Annotated in this window: 21 protein-coding genes; 17 read left to right on the top strand and 4 right to left on the bottom strand. The window is 40.3% G+C overall.

Annotation, left to right across the window (positions count from 1 at the left end):
• Nucleotides 1–43 precede the first annotated feature (43 nt).
• Together BUA60_RS04965 and BUA60_RS04960 are read left to right on the top strand one after the other, a co-directional pair.
• On the top strand, nt 44–733 hold the full coding sequence (locus BUA60_RS04965; RefSeq protein ID WP_245802495.1) for a glycerophosphodiester phosphodiesterase: 690 nt from the start codon (nt 44–46) through the stop codon (nt 731–733).
• Nucleotides 733–2,019: a BaiN/RdsA family NAD(P)/FAD-dependent oxidoreductase gene (locus tag BUA60_RS04960; protein WP_072860580.1), complete on the top strand. Its 1,287-nt coding sequence runs from the start codon at nt 733–735 to the stop codon at nt 2,017–2,019. Before BUA60_RS04965 ends, BUA60_RS04960 begins: the two co-directional genes overlap by 1 nt.
• Nucleotides 2,020–2,026: 7 nt before the next feature.
• Here the strand turns inward: BUA60_RS04960 and BUA60_RS04955 are convergent, their stop codons facing one another.
• Both BUA60_RS04955 and glpK read right to left on the bottom strand, forming a co-directional pair.
• Nucleotides 2,027–2,755, bottom strand: a complete 729-nt coding sequence (locus BUA60_RS04955; protein ID WP_072860579.1) for an MIP/aquaporin family protein — start codon at nt 2,753–2,755, stop codon at nt 2,027–2,029.
• A gap of 18 nt (nt 2,756–2,773) precedes the next feature.
• Nucleotides 2,774–4,273: a glycerol kinase GlpK gene (gene glpK / locus BUA60_RS04950; protein ID WP_072860578.1), complete on the bottom strand. Its 1,500-nt coding sequence runs from the start codon at nt 4,271–4,273 to the stop codon at nt 2,774–2,776.
• A gap of 203 nt (nt 4,274–4,476) precedes the next feature.
• Here glpK and BUA60_RS04945 point away from each other — a divergent pair, with 203 nt between their 5' ends.
• Nucleotides 4,477–5,031 (top strand): DUF1697 domain-containing protein, encoded by a 555-nt coding sequence (locus BUA60_RS04945; RefSeq protein ID WP_072860577.1) that lies wholly within the window; start codon nt 4,477–4,479, stop codon nt 5,029–5,031.
• Between the two features lie 476 nt (nt 5,032–5,507).
• Here BUA60_RS04945 and BUA60_RS04940 read toward each other — a convergent pair whose 3' ends face one another.
• Nucleotides 5,508–5,981 (bottom strand): TspO/MBR family protein, encoded by a 474-nt coding sequence (locus tag BUA60_RS04940; protein ID WP_072860576.1) that lies wholly within the window; start codon nt 5,979–5,981, stop codon nt 5,508–5,510.
• A 94-nt stretch (nt 5,982–6,075) separates the two neighbouring features.
• Here BUA60_RS04940 and BUA60_RS04935 point away from each other — a divergent pair, with 94 nt between their 5' ends.
• The 12 genes from BUA60_RS04935 (at nt 6,076) to BUA60_RS04880 (ending at nt 17,280) form a co-directional block, all read left to right on the top strand.
• On the top strand, nt 6,076–7,158 hold the full coding sequence (locus BUA60_RS04935) for a diphosphomevalonate decarboxylase (RefSeq protein WP_072860575.1): 1,083 nt from the start codon (nt 6,076–6,078) through the stop codon (nt 7,156–7,158).
• 117 nt (nt 7,159–7,275) lie between these two features.
• Nucleotides 7,276–8,214, top strand: a complete 939-nt coding sequence (locus tag BUA60_RS04930) for a mevalonate kinase family protein (protein ID WP_072860574.1) — start codon at nt 7,276–7,278, stop codon at nt 8,212–8,214.
• A gap of 11 nt (nt 8,215–8,225) precedes the next feature.
• Nucleotides 8,226–9,131 carry a geranylgeranylglycerol-phosphate geranylgeranyltransferase gene (locus BUA60_RS04925; RefSeq protein ID WP_072860573.1) on the top strand — a complete coding sequence of 302 codons (906 nt, stop codon included), beginning with the start codon at nt 8,226–8,228 and terminating at the stop codon, nt 9,129–9,131.
• Between the two features lie 74 nt (nt 9,132–9,205).
• Nucleotides 9,206–10,048 carry a pseudouridine synthase gene (locus BUA60_RS04920; protein ID WP_072860572.1) on the top strand — a complete coding sequence of 281 codons (843 nt, stop codon included), beginning with the start codon at nt 9,206–9,208 and terminating at the stop codon, nt 10,046–10,048.
• Between the two features lie 80 nt (nt 10,049–10,128).
• Entirely contained in the window at nt 10,129–10,347 is a 219-nt protein-coding gene (locus BUA60_RS04915; RefSeq protein ID WP_072860571.1) for a hypothetical protein, read from the top strand.
• 645 nt (nt 10,348–10,992) lie between these two features.
• Complete coding sequence (locus BUA60_RS04910; protein WP_072860570.1) at nt 10,993–11,442, top strand: GNAT family N-acetyltransferase; 450 nt, start codon at nt 10,993–10,995, stop codon at nt 11,440–11,442.
• A 4-nt stretch (nt 11,443–11,446) separates the two neighbouring features.
• Nucleotides 11,447–12,859, top strand: a complete 1,413-nt coding sequence (locus tag BUA60_RS04905) for a BNR-4 repeat-containing protein (RefSeq protein WP_072860569.1) — start codon at nt 11,447–11,449, stop codon at nt 12,857–12,859.
• Between the two features lie 26 nt (nt 12,860–12,885).
• Nucleotides 12,886–13,857 carry an NAD(P)-dependent alcohol dehydrogenase gene (locus BUA60_RS04900; protein WP_072860568.1) on the top strand — a complete coding sequence of 324 codons (972 nt, stop codon included), beginning with the start codon at nt 12,886–12,888 and terminating at the stop codon, nt 13,855–13,857.
• Nucleotides 13,858–13,867: 10 nt separating this feature from the next.
• Entirely contained in the window at nt 13,868–14,404 is a 537-nt protein-coding gene (locus tag BUA60_RS04895; RefSeq protein WP_072860567.1) for a Crp/Fnr family transcriptional regulator, read from the top strand.
• A 57-nt stretch (nt 14,405–14,461) separates the two neighbouring features.
• The gene (locus BUA60_RS04890) at nt 14,462–15,022 is read left to right on the top strand and encodes a DinB family protein (protein WP_072860867.1); all 561 of its coding nucleotides are present in this window, start codon (nt 14,462–14,464) and stop codon (nt 15,020–15,022) included.
• 732 nt (nt 15,023–15,754) lie between these two features.
• Nucleotides 15,755–16,330, top strand: coding sequence for a DJ-1/PfpI family protein (locus BUA60_RS04885; protein ID WP_072860566.1), 576 nt, complete (start codon nt 15,755–15,757; stop codon nt 16,328–16,330).
• A 149-nt stretch (nt 16,331–16,479) separates the two neighbouring features.
• Nucleotides 16,480–17,280: a penicillin-binding transpeptidase domain-containing protein gene (locus BUA60_RS04880; protein WP_072860565.1), complete on the top strand. Its 801-nt coding sequence runs from the start codon at nt 16,480–16,482 to the stop codon at nt 17,278–17,280.
• A 95-nt stretch (nt 17,281–17,375) separates the two neighbouring features.
• On the opposite strand, the gene BUA60_RS04875 is transcribed toward BUA60_RS04880, so the two are convergent.
• Entirely contained in the window at nt 17,376–18,362 is a 987-nt protein-coding gene (locus BUA60_RS04875; RefSeq protein WP_072860564.1) for a metallophosphoesterase family protein, read from the bottom strand.
• Between the two features lie 488 nt (nt 18,363–18,850).
• Between BUA60_RS04875 and BUA60_RS04870 the strand changes: the two genes are divergently transcribed.
• Nucleotides 18,851–21,493 (top strand): NACHT domain-containing protein, encoded by a 2,643-nt coding sequence (locus BUA60_RS04870; protein ID WP_072860563.1) that lies wholly within the window; start codon nt 18,851–18,853, stop codon nt 21,491–21,493.
• Nucleotides 21,477–21,872, top strand: coding sequence for a hypothetical protein (locus tag BUA60_RS04865; protein WP_072860562.1), 396 nt, complete (start codon nt 21,477–21,479; stop codon nt 21,870–21,872). Before BUA60_RS04870 ends, BUA60_RS04865 begins: the two co-directional genes overlap by 17 nt.
• Nucleotides 21,873–21,874 lie beyond the last annotated feature (2 nt).

Raw genomic sequence — 21,874 nt, 5'->3', positions numbered from 1 at the left:
TGGATCTTTCTTCCTATTTCTATTAATTATAAGTTGTGACAATATGAATAAACCCTTGGTTATTGGCCATAGAGGTGCCATGGGGCATGAAACGGAAAACACCTTGGCGTCTATTCAAAAGGCAATGGATCTGGGTGTAGACATGATAGAAATTGATGTGTTTAAAATAAAAAGTGGAGAAACCGTAGTGTTCCACGATGAGGAAGTGGAAAGACTAACGGACAGCGTTGGAAAAATAGAGGATTATAATTTTGAAGACCTACAGAAACTAACCTTGATCGGCGATCATAAAATTCCGACGCTACAGGAGGTCCTAAACCTTATAGATAAAAAAGTACAGTTGAATATAGAACTCAAAGGTGCCAACACTGCTGATAGAGTTAATTTTATCATGAACTACTATATAAAGGAAAAGGGTTGGTCTATGGATAAATTTATAATTTCCAGCTTTAGATGGGATGAACTTAAGACCATGCGTACGCTGAATGCCGATGTGCCCATTGCCATTCTTGTATATGGCGATCCGTTGAATGCTTTGGAAATTGGAAATGAATTAGATGCCGTGGCTATAAACCCCTATTTTGAAGACCTGACCTTGGAGAACGTGAACGAAATAAAAAAGGCCGGGTTTAAAATTTATCCTTGGACGGTAAATGAGCCCGAAGAAATAGAGGCTGTAGAGAGATTGGGAGTGGATGGCATCATCACCAATTATCCAGAACGCATTAATTAATGTTCGATGTAATAGTTTTAGGAGGAGGTGCCGCAGGTTTCTATGGGGCCATACACATAGCAGAACGCAACCCCAAGTTAAAGATAGCCATCCTGGAACGTGGCAAAGAGGTACTTACCAAGGTAAAGGTTTCCGGTGGGGGCCGTTGCAACGTTGCCCATGCCGAATTTGACCCCAAAGAAATTTCCAAAAATTACCCCAGGGGGGAGCGGGAACTTGTTGGACCGTTTCACACCTATTGTAGCGGTGACACCATGGCCTTTTTTGAAAAAAGGGGCATACAATTGAATATTGAAGCGGATGGACGCATGTTTCCCGCTACCAATTCATCCCAAACCATTATAGACTGCTTTCTTCAGGAAACGGACCGCTTGGGTATCAAGGTCCTTAAGAACAGTTCCATTATTGGGATAACAACACTGGACGGAAATACGGCAAAGGGGGATTACTCTTGGGCAATCAAAACAATCCGAAACACCTACCAGGCCAAAAAAATATTGGTCGCAACCGGTAGCAATCCTAAAATATGGGAATTATTAAGGCAAATGGGGCATACAATTATAGCGCCCGTACCTTCTCTTTTCACATTTAATATTAAGGATGAACGAATTACCGGTATACAAGGGGTAAGTACCAATGCCAATATCCAGATAATTCCCTCCAAGGTCAACAACGGAAAATTTAAGGCGGCCTTAAAAAAATATTCCATACAGTCCTCCGATCTAGAATCTGAAGGCCCCTTATTAATTACACATTGGGGAATGAGCGGTCCGGGCATTTTAAGGTTATCTGCCTGGGGGGCACGGATATTGAACGAGTTGAATTATAATTTTTCAATAAAAATAAACTGGCTACCTGCCTATCATGAAGAGGGGCTATTAAGACAACTTCAACAAATAAAGGAGATTGAAGGAAGGAAAACCATTCTGCGCACCAAAGCATTCGATTTGCCGAAACGCTTATGGGGCAGTCTGGTAAAGGCAGCGCAAATTTCGGACACCGATAAATGGGCCGATATTTCCAAAATTCAACTACAAAACTTGGCGAAACAGTTAACGGGTTCCACGTTTAGGGTAGATGGAAAAAGTACGTTTAAGGAGGAGTTTGTCACTGCCGGGGGCGTAGACTTAAAGGAAATAAATTTCAAGACCTATGAAAGTAAAATTCACCCCGGGCTTTATTTTGCCGGAGAAGTGATAAACGTAGATGCCATTACGGGCGGGTTCAACTTTCAAAATGCCTGGACCGGGGCCTATATCGCCGCCCAGGCCATTGCCAAACCATAATACAGGGCTAACTCAACAATATCATCAGCAAAGCGGCCAATAACGCTCCAATAATAGGACCTACAATAGGAATCCATGCGTAACCCCAATCGCTGCCGCCCTTGCCTTTAATGGGCATTATAGCATGCATTATTCGGGGTCCCAGATCCCTTGCCGGATTAATGGCATAGCCTGTGGTACCTCCCAAGGAAAGCCCAATTCCCCACACCAAAAACGCAACGGGTAGGGCACCCAAAGACCCTAGTCCTATAACCGTTTCCGTATCTGTTATGGTGGCATCCGTAAAATATAGCACTACAAATACCAAGGTAAAGGTGCCCACCACTTCACTAAATAGGTTATTAATGGGGTTTCTAATGGCCGGAGCAGTACAAAATACCGCTTTTTTGGTATCCTGGTCCTCTGTGGCATCAAAATGATCTTTGTAGAATAGCCAAACGATCAAAGCGCCCAACATGGCCCCTATAAATTGTCCCAGCACATACATGGGGACCGAAGCCCATTCAAACCTTTCGGCCATGGCTAGGCCTATACTAACGGCCGGATTTAAATGTGCCCCGCTATAGGGTGCGGCCACTGCCACCCCAACATATACGGCCAGCCCCCAAGCGGTGGTAATGACCATCCAGCCCGCATCGTTGGATTTTGTTTTGTTCAGGATTACGTTGGCAACAACCCCGCCCCCTAAAAGGATCAGGAAAAAAGTGCCGATAATTTCAGCAATAAATGGAGTCATAGTTGGTTGGTTTAATAATTATTCTCCTAGTTTGGACCAGTATTCTACGGCATCAATGGCCCTGTACCAGCCTTTAATATTTTGTTCTATTTCCTTTCTTTCCGTGGTGGGATCAAAATTGGCATCAACTTGCCATATTTCCTGAATCTCTTCCAGACTTTCCCAGAATCCGACCGCCAAACCGGCCAAATAAGCCGCCCCCATAACCGTAGTCTCTATCACTTTTGGACGTACGGTGGAGGTATTGAGCACATCGGCCTGAAACTGCATCAGCAAATTGTTGACGGTAGCTCCCCCATCGACCCTTAATTCTTTTATAGAAATTTTGGAATCCGCCTCCATTGCCTTTAAGACATCCATGGTCTGAAACGCAATGGATTCCAAAGCGGCCCTTGCTATATGGGCATCCGTACTGCCCCTGGTAAGTCCAAAAATACTTCCTTTGGCATGTTGGTTCCAGTAGGGCGCGCCCAAACCTGCAAAAGCAGGCACCAAATAGACCCCTTCCGTACTGTCTACAGAAGCAGCCAGTTTTTCTACATCTTCCGACCTCTTAATAATTTTCAAGCTATCCCTCAACCATTGTACCACCGCACCCGCAATAAAAATACTTCCTTCCAAGGCATAGTGGGTTTTGCCCTTAATGGTCCATGCCACCGTGGTCAGCAGATTATTTTCAGAAACAATAGGCTTTTCTCCAATGTTCATTAACATAAAGCAACCGGTACCATACGTATTTTTGACCATTCCAGGCTTGGTACACATTTGTCCAAATAGTGCCGCCTGTTGATCACCTGCGATTCCGGCAATAGGTATTTTGCTTGCAAAGAAATTGGGATTGGTGTTGCCATAGAGTTCACTGGACTGCTTTACCTGTGGCAACATGCTCTTTGGAATAGTAAAAAGCTCCAACAACTCATCATCCCATTCCAAGGTATTTATATTAAAAAGCAATGTTCTGGAGGCATTGGTAACATCGGTGATGTGCAGTTCACCTTTGGTCATATTCCAAATTAACCACGAATCTATGGTGCCCATGACCAGCTCACCTGCTTCGGCCTTTTTCCTGGCCCCTTCCACATTGTCCAAGATCCATTTTACTTTGGTACCTGAAAAATAGGAGTCGATCACCAAGCCCGTTTTCTCCCTTATCAGCTTGGATTTTCCTTGGCTCTTTAATTCATCACAATAGTTGGAAGTCCTCTTATCCTGCCAAACAATGGCATTATACACGGGCTTCCCGGTCTTTCTATCCCATACTACTACCGTTTCCCTTTGGTTTGTGATCCCGATTGCTGCAATATCCGCTCCGTAAATCCCTTGTTTGGTGGTGGCCTCTGCTGCCGTACTCACCTGGGAAGACCAAATTTCCAAGGGATCGTGCTCTACCCAACCAGGTTTCGGAAAATACTGTGTAAATTCTTTTTGGGCCACCGAAACGATGTTACCCTTTTTATCAAAAACAACGGATCTAGAACTCGTTGTACCTTGGTCCAGCGCCAGTATATATTTTTCCATATGGGTGGGATAAATTTTAAATGGGTATCAAGATAACAAAATATAGGCACTAAATTTGAAAAATTAATAACCAAACCCAATACATTTCAACAATAGTGTTTTTTGCCGTTTTGGAAAAACATATAAGTTATTCCACCAATTCCGGAATATGTACCTTCTAAAATATTGTTATTTTTATACCGATGCATTTAAAAAGGACATAGATGACAAATTATATTGTTCTGCTTAGGGGAATCAATGTAAGTGGCCAAAAAATAATTAAGATGCTTCAGTTAAAGGCGATGTTGGAAGCATTGGGATTTTCTGAGGTAAGCACCTATATACAAAGCGGTAATATTGTTCTAAAAAGCGCTTTGCCCAAGTCTGCCGAAGTTGCCCAAATCATCAAAGAGGGCATACTCCAGACTTTTGGCTTTGATGTCCCCGTACTCGCCAAGACCTTGCCCGAACTGGAAGAAATCATTAAACAATGCCCATTTAGGGCACTGGATGAATCGGAATCGAAAAAATGGTATTATGTGCTGCTGCAAGAAACTCCCAAAAGGGAATTGATCAAAAGTCTACAACAAGAACAGTTTCCCAATGAACAGTTCACGATTGCCACAAACTGCGTCTACCTCAGCTGTAATCTAGGTTATGGAAAAACAAAATGTGATAATAATTTTTTCGAAAATAAACTGAAGGTAAGCGCTACTACAAGAAACCATAGGACCATGTTGAAGCTATTGGAAATGGGGAAACAAATTAGTAAAGAGTGATCAGTAGTCAGTAGTCAGTAGTTAGTAGTTAGTAAAAAGAAATCCTTCTCAAGAGTTTTGTGTGAAACAGAAATAGTTAGTGTAAACTACCCAAGAGTTCGGGTCTGTTCATTTTTTGCATCGCCCAAAAAACGACCAGGGCCGACAGACGAAGGTACAGTGTACCTTGGTTTAGAGGAGCCAGCCATAGCCAAGGCCACCTTTTTACACAGAACTACTCCCCAGTGTGAAAACTCCTTGATTTACTACTAAAATAAAATAGGCCGTTTCTTTGTTCCATCAATCCATATAGTGTTTATAAATCAATGTCCGTTTTGAATACTCCTGTATTTTGTACCGGTAGTCTATTGTCAAGTGATTCTTCTTCCGTCGTGAAGATGAAATGGCATCGGTCCATAAAATCACGAGATTTTAAGGACCACCTAGTGAAGAAGGGTCTTTTCTCTTACACTTTCAATACAAGGCAAGAAAAAAAGTTAATTCAATTCCCAAATCTTATAATTCAGGGCGGTGGCAAAACATACCCAAAGCAGATATGGGATCAATAAATAGGCAGCTGTGGTACTCACCACTTTAAACCACTTAATTGTAAAGATTAAAAGTACCAAAAGCGCCAGAATAACCAGTAAGGCAGCGAAAGGATTCTTAAACCCAAAGAAAATAATGCTCCAAAGCGCATTGAACAGCAATTGAATACCGAAATGATATAAGGCCGTTTTTACCCAAATATGATAAAACCCTTTTGCCCAAACAATCCCGGCAGCTACTCCCATCATTATATAGAGCACGGTCCAGACGGGGGCAAAAATCCAATTGGGCGGATTAAAACTCGGCTTATTCAATTCCAAATACCAATCATTTACCGAAGATTGTGTAGCAAAACTGGATAAAAATCCTATGATTAGGCACACGGTGACTGAAATTGCGATATAGGTAAGTTGCTTTTTCAAGGATTGGTTGTTTACGCCCTAAATTAACAATTTATTTTAACAGGATCTACAGTAAAACTACTTAAAAGCTATCTTTGCAAAAATTGTTTCCAATATGACCGATAAAGACTTTGTCCCTTCCTCTTACACCACAGACATAACGGAAGGAAAAGTTACTTATAAATCGCCCAGCAATATCGCCTTGGTAAAATACTGGGGGAAAAAGGAACATCAGATTCCCGCCAACCCATCCATCAGCTTTACCCTGGACACCTGTGCTACCACCACAACCCTCAGCTATAAAAAATTAAAAAATAAGGCATCCGACTTTTCTTTCGACCTTTTATTCGAAGGCAGCCCCAAAGAGGATTTTAAACCTAAAATAAGCACCTTTCTTAAGAGAACGGAACCCTATTTACCCTTTTTAAAGGCCTATCATTTTACCATAGAGACCTCCAATTCCTTTCCCCACAGCAGTGGTATTGCCTCCTCAGCCAGTGGAATGTCTGCCTTGGCACTGTGCCTTATGGAATTGGAAAGGGAACTGAACCCCCATATGGATACCGATTTTTTTAAAAGAAAAGCTTCTTTTTTGGCCCGATTGGGGTCTGGGAGTGCCTGCAGGAGTATTGATGGGGACATCATGCAATGGGGATTACATAAAGACACTATAAACAGTTCCGATCTTTATGCCATAAGATATCCCTATAAAGTACACCCCATTTTTAAAAATTATCAGGATACCATCCTTTTGGTAGACAAAGGATCCAAACAAGTGAGCAGCAGTCTTGGCCATAATTTAATGCACGATCACCCATTTGCGGAACAACGGTTCGACCAAGCGCATAAAAATCTGACCAAATTAAAAAGGGTTTTTGAAGAGGGAAATTTATTGGAATTTATCAAAATAGTAGAAAGTGAAGCCCTCACCTTACACGCTATGATGATGACCAGCATGCCGTATTTTATATTGATGAAACCCAATACCTTGGAGATTATCAATAAAATATGGGCCTTTCGGGCATCGTCCAAAACCCATGTATGTTTTACATTGGATGCGGGGGCAAATGTGCATGTGCTATATCCTGAAAACGAAAAGCAAGAAGTTTATCAATTTATTAGTAATGAGTTGGTTGCATATTGTGAAAACGGGCAGTATATTTGCGATCAAATTGGAAATGGGGCAAAAAAGCTGTAATTTTCATATGAAAAATGAATAATTAATAGCGGTATATTACGTTAATTGTTCAATTGCATCTGTTGTTATTTTAATGCCTTTGCAAGAATTTTAATTATTTATGTTTATCTTAAAGAAATGAAAGGACCGTTATTTTACTCTAAAATTTTACTTTTTGGGGAATATGGAATCATAAAGGATTCCAAAGGGCTTTCCATACCCTATAATTTTTTTAAGGGAGCACTAAAATCAAAAAACAAGGATTCCGAGGCGGCAAAGAAGTCGAACGCCAGCCTTAGGGCCTTTGCAGAATATTTGAAAGACCTGCAGCAGAAAGACCACGAATTGGTAACTTTTGATCTGGAGGCATTGAACAAGGATGTAGCTGGCGGAATGTATTTTGACAGTTCCATTCCGCAGGGATATGGCGTAGGTAGTAGTGGTGCCCTAGTGGCGGCCATTTACGATAAATATGCCATTGAAAAAATTACCGTTTTAGAGAATCTTACCAGGGAGAAATTATTAAAATTGAAGACTATTTTCGGGAAAATGGAATCGTTTTTCCACGGTAAGTCTTCGGGCCTTGACCCCTTGAACAGCTATCTAAGCCTGCCCATACTTATAAATTCACAAGACAATATAGAATCTACCAGCATTCCATCACAAAACTTGGATGGCAAGGGAGCCGTATTCCTGTTGGACAGTGGTAGTACGGGTGAAACAGCCCCTATGGTACATTTGTTCATGGAACAAATGAAACATGAAGGATTCCGGGCCATGCTAAAGGATCAGTTTATTAAGCATACGGATGCCTGCGTAGAGGATTTTATAAACGGGAACGTAAAATCATTGTTCGGGAATTTAAAACAGTTGTCGCATGTGGTTCTTGATAATTTCAAGCCCATGATACCTGTGGAATTCCATAAACTATGGAAACAGGGAATAGACACCAACGACTATTATTTAAAACTCTGTGGCTCCGGTGGCGGAGGCTATATTTTAGGATTTACCGAAGACATCAACAAAGCCAAAAAAGCCTTGAAGGGCTATAATTTAGAAGTGGTATACAACTTCTAACAACCTCCTTTATGCTTAGTAGAAAAAACAAGCTCTTGCTATTAAAGTTTCTGAGCCTGTTTTCTGTGGTCAGGGGATACAACATTCTTATGATCATTTTGGCCCAGTACCTGGCCTCCATTTATATTTTAGCTCCCCATTTACCCCTAAGAAAGGTTGTTTTTGACGGAAACCTATTTGTTATTGTGCTCAGTTCCGCCCTGGTCATTGCGGCAGGATATATCATCAACAATTTCTACGATGCGGAAAAGGACCTGATCAATAAGCCTAGAAAGAGTATGCTGGATCGTTTGGTTAGTCAGCGTACTAAACTAACCACTTACTTTGTACTAAATTTTCTTTCGGTAATCTTTGCCAGTTATGTTTCCTTTAAGGCGGTTGTATTCTTTTCTGCCTATATTTTTGGCATTTGGTTCTATTCCCACAAACTAAAGAAAGTTCCTTTTTTGGGCAATTTTGTTTCGGCCACCTTGGCCATTGCCCCCTTTTTCGCCGTTTTTGTATACTATAAGAACTTCGACACTGTAATTTTCGTGCATGCCCTTTTTCTTTTCCTATTGATATTGGCTAGGGAAATGATCAAAGACCTGGAAAATATGGCCGGGGATATGGCCCAAAACTATAAGACCATTCCCATATTGTACGGCGCCAAGTTTTCCAAGACCTGTATCGCTATTTTGATAGGCCTAACACTGCTTCCCTCCTTTCTCCTGATCGAATATTTTGATGTAGGCTATATGTACCTCTATTTTATTGGCTGTATTTTTTTGTTGATGGGATTTTTAGTCCTTTTGGTAAAATCGAACAGCAAAAAACACTACGTATGGCTGCATAACATTCTAAAGCTGATCATTATACTGGGAGTGTTCAGTATTTTATTGATCAATGTGGATCTGGTATTGAACAGAATTCTCTAAGAATCACTAATAACCGCTACAATAGCTTAAACATACCATTTCCTTTGCTACCTTTGCAATAAATTATAGTACATATGAGTAGGTCAGATTCCAATAACGACAAAAAAGCATCAGGAAGACAAGGGGGCACTTTTAGAAAAAAGAGCCATGCACGGGGCAACGCACCTATAAGAAAGAAAATGGAAGCAAAGCCGCCATCCGATCCCAACGTAATGCGTCTAAATCGTTATGTAGCCAACTCTGGGGTATGTTCGCGCAGGGACGCGGATATTTATATTGCTGCCGGTAACATCACTGTAAATGGCAAGCCAATTACCGAAATGGGCTACAAGGTAAAACTGACCGATGAAGTAAAATTTGATGGCCGCTTGCTAAATCCAGAGAAAAAGGAGTACGTGCTGCTGAACAAGCCCAAGGATTTTGTTACCTCTCCAAAGGATGAGCACGGCAAAAGAACTGTGGCTTCCCTTATTTCCAATGCTTCCAAATCCAAACTTTCGGTGGTAGGGAGAATGGACAAGAACACTACAGGTCTCTTATTATTTACGAATGATGGGGAAATGACGAAGCGACTTACAAAACCGAAAAACGGACTTCGTAAAATATACCATGTAGAACTGAACAAAAACTTAAGGGGCGAAGACCTTATTAAGATCAAGGAAGGCATTTCTATAGACGACAGCGTTGTTAAGGTAGACGATGTTAGTTTTATTGAAAACGCACCCAAGCGCGAGGTAGGGATAGAATTGAAAAGCACCCGTAACAAAATTGTACGCCGAATCTTTGAGGAATTGGAATACGAGGTCGTAAAATTGGATAGGGTGGTCTATGCCGGCCTCACCAAAAAAGATCTTCCCCGTGGGCATTGGAGACATCTTACCGAACAGGAAGTCATTAATTTGGGGATGATTAAATAGGGTCCAAAGCCTGTTTTCATTACCATCATTATTACAAGGTTCATAAACTTTTGTTGATATTTAGCGTTAAATAACCAACTATGAATACTAAAAAAATAATCGGAATCCTTCTAATAATTGGTGGCTTGGCCCTAGGGTATACAGGTTTGAATAAAATAGAAAATAGTGGGGCCTCTATAAAGGTGTTGGATATAGAACTCGATGTTTCAGATAAAGGGAGCAAACAACAGGGATATCTCTATTTAGGTTTAGGTATACTTTTGGTTGCTGGAGGTGTTTATACGGTGAATAAAAAATAACACCTTAGAATCCTAATCTTTAGGTAAATTGAATTAGACAGGGCCATATATAATTTAGGAAGGTAACTGAAACAGATACTTTTGCTATTTCTAAAGAGGCATTGCAATAGATTTCGGATTGATATTCTAGAAAAAAACCACAATATTTTCCTTACCTATTCCGCTAAGAGAACATAGCGAGAAAATATCGTACATCTTGGGAGAAGTTCATCCTTTTTTGAAACAGCCCTCGGCCTTACATTATTTTGTCATTGAGAGTCTGCCTATTACATGATAGGCACTGCGGAGCAATCTGGATATAGCAGTCGAAAATGATCAAGACCATCTTGCCTTAAAGCCCTCCCCCTAGCCCCCTCCCAAGGAGGGGGAACAAACCTATCCTTAAATAGAATATTAAAACTAAAGTATTCACAATACTTTGGTCAATGCACCAAGGTCTTGAGCCTTCAATCCCTACGGTCTTCTCCTCCTTTAGTCGCAGAAGCCACCTTCCTACGGCAGGCAGGTTATAAGTGACAGACTTCGGACTTTTAACTTTGAACCTGAAACCTTGAAACCCACAACCACCAGGAGAGACAAAGAATTGCTATATTAGAGATTCCATTAGCAACTGTATTCTACAATTAAGGCTGTCCTTAACCGTCAATGATCAAAAAAATAGTCCCTTCCGAAATTTCCAATGCAGAAAAACTCCATGCGCTTTTCCAAGTCTCCTATCGCATCGAGGCTGAATTACTGGACGTTACGGATTTTCCACCTTTACACAGAAGCATTTCGGAATTTCAAAATAGCACTACCCAATTTTTTGGTCTGTGGAAAGAAGATGTTTTGGCCGCTGCAGTTGAAATAGACCAACTTAAAAACAGTCTGGATATCTGTAGCCTGGTGGTACATCCAAAATATTTTAGGCAGGGAATTGCCCGTAAGCTGTTATTGTTCGTTGAAGATTATGACGATTCCGAGACCCTTATTGTAGAAACCGGTTGGGCCAATGCACCGGCAATAGCCCTTTATAAAAAGTTTGGGTTTCAAGAGACAGGTGAATATATCGGTCCGGGAGGCATCAAAAAAAAATGCTTTAGCAAAACAAAATAGGAAAATGACACGTATTAAAGCTCAAACAAACTTCAACTTATTGGCCCTTATTTTTATTATTTCTTTTGTGGGAAATACCTTTGGCCAAAACTTGACCAACACCAAAATAAACGGCTACCGAGGCATTTGGTTCCAATTAAACCAGAAGTACGAGTATGGGGACAAATACTCGGGAGCACTGGGCACCTATACCGCAAAGCATGTACCCTTGGCCATTTATGCCCCTGAAGTAGAAAAAACGTTTTTTGTCTATGGGGGTACCCCATCAGAAGATGAACACCACCTGCTCTGTATGATCGGGGAGTTCGACCATAAAACGGAAATGGTCTCACGTCCTACTGTTGTATTCGACAAAAATGGCGTGGATGACCCGCATGACAACCCTTCCATCCTAATCGATGCTTCGGGCTATATATGGGTGTTTATCAGTGGAAGGGGTACTAACAGGCCAGGTTATAAATATAAAAGCAAAACACCCTATTCCATACAGGAATTTGTACAGATTACGGAAGAGGAAATGACCTACCCACAACCTAGGTATACCGATTTTGGCTTTTTTCATTTTTTTACAAAATATACCGGGGTACGTCAACTCTATTATGAAACCAGTAAGGACGGCATCTCTTGGACCGAGGATAGATTGCTCGCCGCCATCCCTGAAAAGGAAGGTGAAAAGTCCGGCCACTACCAAGTGAGCGACCTTTATAATGGCAAACTTTTAGGAACTTTCCTAAACAGACACCCCAATGGCAATGTGGATAAAAGGACGGACCTGTACTACCTTCAATCGGCCGACTTTGGGGCCACCTGGACCACCGTTAATGGCATAAAAATACCTATTCCTGTGGAGCAACTGGACAGCCCCTCCAAAGCGGTAGATTACGCCTCCCAAGAAAAAAATGTGTACCTAAAAGATATGAGCTTTACTGCGGAAGGTTATCCTGCCTGCCTACATATTAGAAGTAATGGCCACGAGCCTGGCCCCAAAAGCGCCCCCTACGAATGGTGCATTACCAAATGGACCGGCTCGGAATGGCAAACCTCCGTGGTAACCACCTCCGACCACAATTATGATATGGGAAGTCTCTTTATTAGCCAAGACCATTGGAAAATTGTAGGGCCTACGGAACAAGGGGCCCAGGATTGGGGAGTTGGTGGGGAATTGGCCGTGTGGCAGTCGGTAGACCAAGGGGCAACCTGGAAAAAAATCAAGGTATTGACGGAACGTAGTGACATGAGTCATTCCTATGTACGCAAAGCCGTAAATTTCAAATCCCCTTTTTGCTTTTTCTGGGCCGATGGACATTCGCACCAATCCAGTAAATCCGAACTCTATTTTGGCAATTTTAATGGCGACATATGGAAAATGCCCTATACTATTACCGAAGATTTTGAGAAGCCCATTAGAATCAAATGATTAACTTAGGACAACAATAGATACAGATGAAAGCTATTAGATGTGAAACCTATGGCCCACCCGAAAAAGTGGTTAGGATAACCGAAGTTCCTACACCCTCGCCCAAGGAACATGAGATCTTAATAAAGGTCCATGCCACCACCGTAAACGACTACGACTGGAGCCTAGTTAGGGGCAAACCCTATCTATACCGAATATTTTTCGGGCTATTTAAACCAAAACATGGCTTGGGCATGGAATTATCGGGCACCATCGCGGCTTTGGGGGCGAAGGCCACGAAGTTCAAGATTGGGGATGCGGTTATGGGCGACACCGCGGATTTTGGTTTTGGCTCCTTTGCGGAATATATCAGTATTAACGAAAAGGCGGTGGTCCAAAAACCCCAGGCTTTAAGTTTTGAGGAAGCCGCAGCCATTCCACATGCCTCCTGCCTGGCGTTACAGGCCCTAAGGGAACTAGGGAAAATAAATGAAGGCCAAAAAGTTCTGATCAACGGTGGCGGCGGTGGCGTAGGAACCATTGGCCTACAAATTGCCAAACTGTATAATTGTGAGGTTACAGGAGTGGATTCCCAAGAAAAATTGGCCATGATGACATCGCTTGGTTTTGACCATGTGCTGGACTATAAAAAGGTGAATTTCACCAAGGCCGGGGAACGGTACGATCTCATCCTGGATTGTAGGTCCAACAAAGCTTCCCTTAGCTACCTCAAAGCCTTAAACCCCACCGGGCGATATGTAAGTATAGGCGGCAAGCCTTTCAACCTTATAGGGTTATTGCTGTGGGGAAAACTTGTACCCCTATTCAGTTCCAAGAGGTTGAAGATACTCGCCCTAAAATCGAATATTGGGTTGGAATATATCTGTGATCTGCTTGCCCAACAGAAAATTCGATGCCAAATAGATGGCCCATACCCATTGGAAGATGCGGGACGATTGATCCAGTATTTTGGTGACGCAAAGCACAAGGGAAAAATAGTAATGACCACCAATCCCTAATCCCTTAAAAATGACTCCAATTACCGACCTCGTTGAGAGCATAGAACGCAAAGGGTTATGGACCAAAGTCATGGAATTGGATAGAAACCAGTTTCTAAAGGTAAAGGGCAGTAAGGACACCAACCTCTATTGGGTGGTACAGGGAAGTTTAAGAATTTATGTGGTGGAGGAAAATGAGGAACACACCATTAGGTTCGGCTATACCCATAATTTTATTACTGCTCTGGATTCCTTTTTGGATGAAAAACCTTCCGACCTCTACATACAGGCACTGAAAAAAACCACCGTTAAAGTCATTGACAAGGCCACTTTCATGGATTTTATGAAATCCACCCCAGAAAATACCTCCATCTGGCAACTAATGCTGGAGCAATTGGTGTTGCAGCAAATGGAAAGGGAGCGGGATATTTTGACCGTGTCTCCCTTGGAAAGATATATGAGGGTACTGAAACGCTCTCCCCAACTCTTTCAGGAAATACCCCACAAATACATAGCTTCCTATTTACGAATGACCCCGGAAACGCTTTCAAGGATTAAAAAATCTTGATTTCGATCAATGTTTTAGAGCTTTAAAATGCCAATTTTTGCCATAAAAAATAAAGACATGCTTTCTAAGGATTTATTGCAGGATTTATTGGAGCGTACCCAAGAAAACAAAAACAAGGCCGAGGGCTTTACACCCTTGCCTTTGGAAATTTTAAATTGGAAATCCTCCCCTGACAGTTGGAGTATTTTGGAATGCTTGGAACACTTAAACCGCTATGGGGATTACTATATTCCTGAAATTGAAAAGCGGATAGCATCTTCCCATCAGAGGCCAGCAGAAAATTTCAAAAGCGGATGGTTGGGCAACTATTTTGCCAAAACCATGCTTCCCCAGAAAAAGCTGAACAAAATGAAAACATTTAAGTCCATGGACCCCGTAGGCAGTAAGCTGAACATGGATACGGTTAAAAAATTTTTGAACCAACAACAAGCCATCCTCAACCTATTGGACAAATCCAAAGAGGTAGACCTCACCAAGACCAAAACGGGCATTTCCATTTCAAAATGGATCAAGCTTAGATTGGGAGACACCTTTAGGGTGGTCATCTACCACAATCAGCGCCACATGGCCCAAGCGGAAAGGGTATTAAAGGAGGCTGGTAGGCTGTCAGCGGTTTAGAAAGAAAGAATGTAGGTTTCGCCTTATAGTTCTCTCCCGTTAACTATCGGGACACTCTACCTGACCTTATAAGGTCATAGCAAGAATACCTAGCCGGCAGGTAGGCATAGTGCGACAATCAGTTTGTTGAGTGAAGAGATTGCTTTTGGTGAGGTAGATTATCCTACCTTGAAGTCCTCCCCCTAGCCCCCTCCCAAGGAGGGGGAATTTGATTCTCGACTAAAGTAGTGGATGCGTTGTAATTTAATTAAAAAGGTAACAAGAAGCCCTTTTAATAGAGCAAAACATTTCTATAACGGGAGAACGTCGATTTCCAATTGCTCCCCCTAGCCCCCTCCCAAGTAGGGGGAATTTGATCCATGCTGTGCAAAGTCTTCTGACATGGCACAAATCCAAAGGAAGGTGCTGTTGCTGTTTCAACTCAACTTTCAACCTGGAACTTGAAACTTTGAACTTTGAACTTTAGTTACACCAACCCTGTAATGCCAACAAAACAACAAAAGTGTATTAAAAGAAGGTTAATTTTTAAAAGGACCTACTACATTAAATGATTCAAAAACAACGTATTACACCCTAATCCTAACGCATCTCCAAAATAACTGGGCCTCAAGCAAACCAAATATTTACTAACTTGAAGGGTAAATATTAAGAACAGGGCCACCGGCCTTCCTCCTTAATAGGTTTAATACCCATAAAACAGCGCAAATAATTTTTTAACCCTAAATAATAACAATGAAAAAAGTATTGTTTTTAACTGGAGATTTCACTGAAGATTATGAAACCATGGTCCCATTTCAAATGCTGGAAATGGTAGGATACACCGTACATACCGTTTGCCCGGACAAGAAAAAGGGGGACATCGTAAAAACGGCCATACACGATTTTGAAGGCGACCAGACCTACACGGAAAAGCCAGGTCATAATTTTGCCTTGAACTACAGCTTTGCAGATGTAAAGGTGTCCGACTATGATGGTTTGGTGATTGCTGGAGGAAGGGCGCCAGAATATTTGCGATTGAACAAAAAGGTGCTCGAAATAGTACAACACTTTTTCACCACCAACAAACCTGTTGCCGCCATCTGCCATGGCATTCAAATTTTGACCGCTGCCGGTGTTGTAAAAGGAAGAAAGCTTACCGCCTATCCAGCTGTGGGGCCGGAAGTAACTTTGGCGGGTGGGGAATTTCAATCCATTCCCGTAGATGGGGCTTTTGTAGATGGCAACTTGGTTACCTCCCCAGCCTGGCCGGCACATCCCAGTTTTATAAGGGAATTTTTAAAGGTAATGGGTACTAAGATCCAATTGTAAAGAATATAAAAAGTAGCGACCTAGGTCCAACGGATTTAGGACCTGTAATATGCTGAATATCCAATAGGCCCGCTTAATAAGTGGGCCTTGCGGATTTAAGAAAATGAGTGTACAACATCCCTTTCAACACATTTATTTATAAGGAAACAATGACGAAAATAGTGCTTGTGGCCGCTGTTTTAAATTGCAGTTTTTTCTACTTGTTCGGCCAAGAGGAACTGTCCAAACCTTTTAGCGACTGCAATATAAAAGGAAGTACAACAATTTATGATTACCAGGCCCAAAAATGGATTTCAAGTGATATTGAGGACAGCCACAAAGGCACTTTGCCCGCTTCCACCTTTAAAATCATCAACACTTTAATCGCCCTGGAGACGGGGGTGGTTAAAGATGAAAATGACATAATTAATTGGCCGGGGGCCACGGATACCACTAAATACGGTTATCGCCCCGATATTTATCACGATATGTCCATGAAAGAGGCTTTTACAACCTCGGCGGGCTGGGTATATGTTGAGTTGGCAAAAAAAATTGGAAAGGAAAAATACAAGCCCTATTTGGAGGCTTCCAATTATGGCAACACCGACCTGTCAATAAACGATGACGATTTCTGGAATTTTGGAAATTTGGCCATTTCCCCTGCCAATCAAGTAGCCATTTTAATTGGGGTGTATGAAGAAACCCTACCCTTTAAAAAGACTTCCTTTCAGATCCTAAAAGATATGATGGTCCAGGAACAGACGGCAGAGTATACATTACGGGCCAAGACTGGTTGGACCAGGGATGGCGGTAAAGATACCGGTTGGTGGGTAGGTTATTTGGAACGAAGTGATAATGTTTATTTTTTTGCCACCAGACTGATCAAAAATAGGACCGATAAAAATTCCGATTTTGGCGCCTGTAGAAAAGATATCACCAAGAACATCCTTCGGCAATTGAATATGTTGTAATAAATCTCTCCCCAAAGCTCGATATGCTCAACCTCACATTTTAATGCCATTGCGGGAGGGCTGGGAGGAAGTCCGTCCAACCTTTTACAACCCATCTATTCCACAAAAGAATCCGGCCAGGTACAGGGATAGACTTTTTTTCCGTTTACCTCCCGTATCCAGGTATCAAAACTACGTTTCCCCTCTTTCAAAACAATTATTCTTGCCCCTTCTACAGGAGCTTTGTTATAGGTTTTGGTTTTGGTAACCCTGCCATAGGCCAAGGCCATATTATAATGCACCCCTATATAATCGTTATTGTGATCGTGGCCCACAAAAGTGCCCATCACATCCTTGGCTTCCAACATGGCGGCAAACATGCCCGTATTAATTTCCGGGCCACATTCCTGCTCCTTACGTTTTCCTATGGCCTTTACTTCTTTGTTCTTCCACGCCTGGTAATATTCAGGCAACGGAATATGAAAAAAAGCAATGGCCGGTAGCGGCTGGTCGTTGTTCATCTGGGTGAATTCCCTACTTTTTTCCTTGTACCAGCTTACTTGACTATTATCAAACCAGCCCCAACCGTCCACCTCGGGTTTTAGGGTGCTATAGGCATTGGAATCCATGATGTAAATAAGGGCCTTATTTTTATTGTCGGCACTGCGGACAGGAACTACAAAATTGGAGTTACCATAGGTATCCCCCTGGTCATTGTTTAGGCAATAATTTAAATTCTGAAGGAAGTCGGCCACTTCTTTTCTGGAAAGATCGGCTTGGGAATCGTGATTTCCAAGGGTAACGATCCAGGGCATCTTGGCTTCGGTAAAAATAGCTTCAAATTCCTTGTATGTTTTTTCCGGATTGCCATCGGTGGCAACATCCCCTGTTAGGACTACCAGATCTGGCTTTTCTATGGCCATAATCTTTTTTATGGTGGTAAACGCATCCACGTTTTTACCGCTCTCCACATTAATATGGGTATCCGTAAACTGTACTACCTTAAATTCCTTGTTGGTATTAAAGTGTAATTGGGATATATCTTGGGATTGTAATGAAACGCTCAAAATAATAAAAAACAAAAAAGCGACTCTAGTTCTCATAGGTACTGGCAGTTATTACGGTTAACAGTTTACAATAATAAGCAAGTAATTCCCTTTGGTGCAAAATCATGATTATATTTTTGTTATCATTGGCTGTCCATGCAATTGGGATCGTATTGAAGTGGCTGCTATGTCCACTTTTCATTGTAAGCCAACATCGCTGATTCCCATTTACTGAAAACTGACTACTGTGAACTGATTACTGAAAAAGGTAATTCGCCGAAGAATTTTGGACTTTATCGATTCCCCAAATCCGAGAACCAAAATTTCCTATCTTAGAAGGTTAGAAGCCCACTTTTGGTTGTAGTACTCCCCCCACTGCTCACCTACGAAAATTTTACGGAATTAATAGGATTTTTTATACATGGAAATGTATTAAAAAGCAATTTATCTAAAATGGGAATATAGGTACAAGTTGCTATATTCGTATGTTATAGGCAAGCAAAAAACGACACTAGAGCAATGAATTATAAAACTAGCGGACTTAAATGGAACCGGTAACACTTACAATAATTACTTATGTCTCACTTAAATGTGTTGACCAATTTATTAAGGAGGAAGGTTATGGCAGGTTCAAAAAATTACTATTCCCTGAGAAGAAGTACAAAAATCAGCTAGTAAAAATCATCTACGAAACCATCGAAGATTTTGAGCAAAACCATAAATACGATAGTTCCAATGGTATGTTCCCTTTTTACCATTCCCAAATATTCTTTGAACACTTAACATTATATGTGTTATTTAAAAAAGGGACTCTAGACGAAATCAAAGACGACTTCAACAAATTCCCTAAAATCATTCAACCAACCCCAAAAGACTTAGAAGATTTTTACTCGCTATTCACAGAAAAGTTAAATGCTGACACCGTTTTAAAAAAACTATTTATTGATGAAAATTACAAAAACCAAATCTTTGATATTAGCAAGTCAATAGAAGAAGTTACAGCATTAGTTGTATCCGTAAAAACGGACACAACTTCAATCAGAACTTCTGTTGAATCTTTGGTTGCAGATAATGAGAGCAAGAAACTTACACCTGAGAAAATTTCACAGGCATTAAAGGCACAAGTAAACAGACAACTTAAAAAACAAATCAACTCAGGAAAGTATCTTCAAAACACTTTCATTGAGACAGGAGAACAGAAAGATGATTTGAGATACTTGTGCGATTCTGTTTTCTACTCAGAGAAATGTTTTTATGAAAGTAGCATACTTGATTTCCGCTACTTTAACAATTTCCTTGCAAAGAAAAAGCACTCACTATTCAATTATGATTTTGAAAAGTTGAAGCCAGCTAATGGAGAAATGACTGTAAGCAACTGCACAGCACTAATTTCAAAGTGGCACGATTACTTAGTTAGCAAACGGCAAGAAATAACAGACATAAAAATTGGCTCAAATGAGAAATATAAATTTGAATCTAAGTTCAGAGACAGAATTGATGATTTAGAATTCCTAAGAGCAAGGGTTGCTTTGATTACAGAAACAGCAGGACAAGGAAAGACAAATTTCCTTTGTGATTTTTCTGAAAACTTTTTACTCAAAAGAGAAATACCAACAGCTTTTCTCACAGGAACAGAAGTCAATGCAAACGATTTAAGGCAGTCGTTATTGCAAAGAATTTTTCCCGACTCACCGAACTACGCTTTTGAGGAATTCCTAAACAACCTTAAAACACTTTGCTATGAACAGAGTAAATTTTTCGTTTTGGTTATTGACGGTATTAATGAAAACTATAACTCAAAACTGTTAAGCCAGAATTTAGAAACTTTCGTTTCTGAATTGCTTGAACATGATTTTGTAAAAATTGTTCTTAGTTGTCGTACTGAATATTACGAGCAAAATTTTTCCAATCTTGAAGCATCTTCATTTAAGAAGGAGACAAAAAAAATAACTTCACTACTTAGTCAACGTCCAGACGATGATTTAAAGAAAAAACTGCTGCACATATATTTCAATCACTTCAAAATTGAACATCATGGAATTTCTAACAAGGCACATGAACAACTTGTAGAAAATTTTCTTCTGCTAAGGATTTTTTGCGAAGCATACCAAAACCAGAAACTTGAAAGTATTGAAAATATTTACAAAGAGGAACTGTTTGAAAAATACTATGAAATAAAAAGTGAGGAAATAAACAAGCGATTAAAGAGCAATGATGAATTCAAAGTATCAGGCAATTTTGACATCAAGAATTTTATTCAAAGTGTTGTTGAATTTATGATTCAGGAAAAGACCTATGTGAATGTTCCTCTTGATAAAATTATTGCCGACCCTAACGACAGAGAAATGTATGTCCGATTTTTGGATGAAAATATACTTGTAAAAAGAGATATTCAAACTGACGAGAAAGGAATTTTCACTTCTTCCGAAGTTGTAAATTTTACATTTGATGAGTTTAGAGATTTTTTAATCTCACGATACTTAGTTGAAGTTCTTTACAAAAAATCAGTTGAAGAATTTGCTTCCTTTATTGAAAGTCAAGTTAACGATAAATCCCCATTACTTGAAGGATGCAGCACCTTTCTGTTTTATGTATCAAGAAAAGGTTTAGATAAATCACTCCATGAAATCCTAATCAAGCAACCTTGGTTTGAAGCAGTATTTTCAAAATGTATTTTCTCACTTAAAGATTCTCAGGTAACCAAAGAGGACAAGAAAATTCTAAAGGAAAAATTGTTAAACAATGAACGATATAGTGATTCCATTATATGGAATCTCATAATCCGATACAATACCGCCTACTATAAAAACCTAAGTATTGAATTTCTTTTTGAGTTGTTAAGAGAACTTAACTCAGAGCAATATGCAAATTGTTTTGTAAACAAATTTGGAACAGACAGATGGGGACATTCAAGATTAATAAGTCAAGAAAATTTGGTTAATCAAATAGATGACATTTTGGAAAAGAGAGAAGCAGATGATGTATTGTATTATGAAAAACTTTTTGAACTCTTGATTTACATGTTTACTAATAAAGACCGTTGGAATATTCAATCAACCTATGAGAAATATTTTTTCCGACATGCTGAACAAGGGAAAATACATCTCACTAAAGCATTGGAAAGTAAAAACGAAATATTGATTAAAGCAATTAAACAATTTATCAGTTCATATGAAATTAGGTTATGACTTTTACAAATCACTGCTGTTGATTAATAAGAATTTGACAAAGGAAATTTTTATTGAACGGACTGGTGCAAAAGATGGATATTCACTGAATATGTTTTCAAGAATGTATGACAGTATAACTTCGGAATTGATTAATGTAGACAAAGAGTATGAGAAATATTATTCATTTGAATATGAATCAATGGAACATTTCCTTTACAGAAAATATAATCTTAAAGGCGAATACATTGTTGAATTAATGGAAGCAAGGAAAAACAATCCCAATTGTTTACTTTACCGAAAGGATGACAATTCATATGGTGACTATGGTATTGCCCAATTCACATTTTCAGATACAATGTACGACAGAGTAATGGACATAATTATGCTTAAAAATTAAAG

It is taken from the genome of Arenibacter palladensis (genome assembly GCF_900129275.1).
GTDB lineage: Bacteria > Bacteroidota > Bacteroidia > Flavobacteriales > Flavobacteriaceae > Arenibacter > Arenibacter palladensis.
This window is presented reverse-complemented; position numbering and strand designations above follow the sequence as displayed.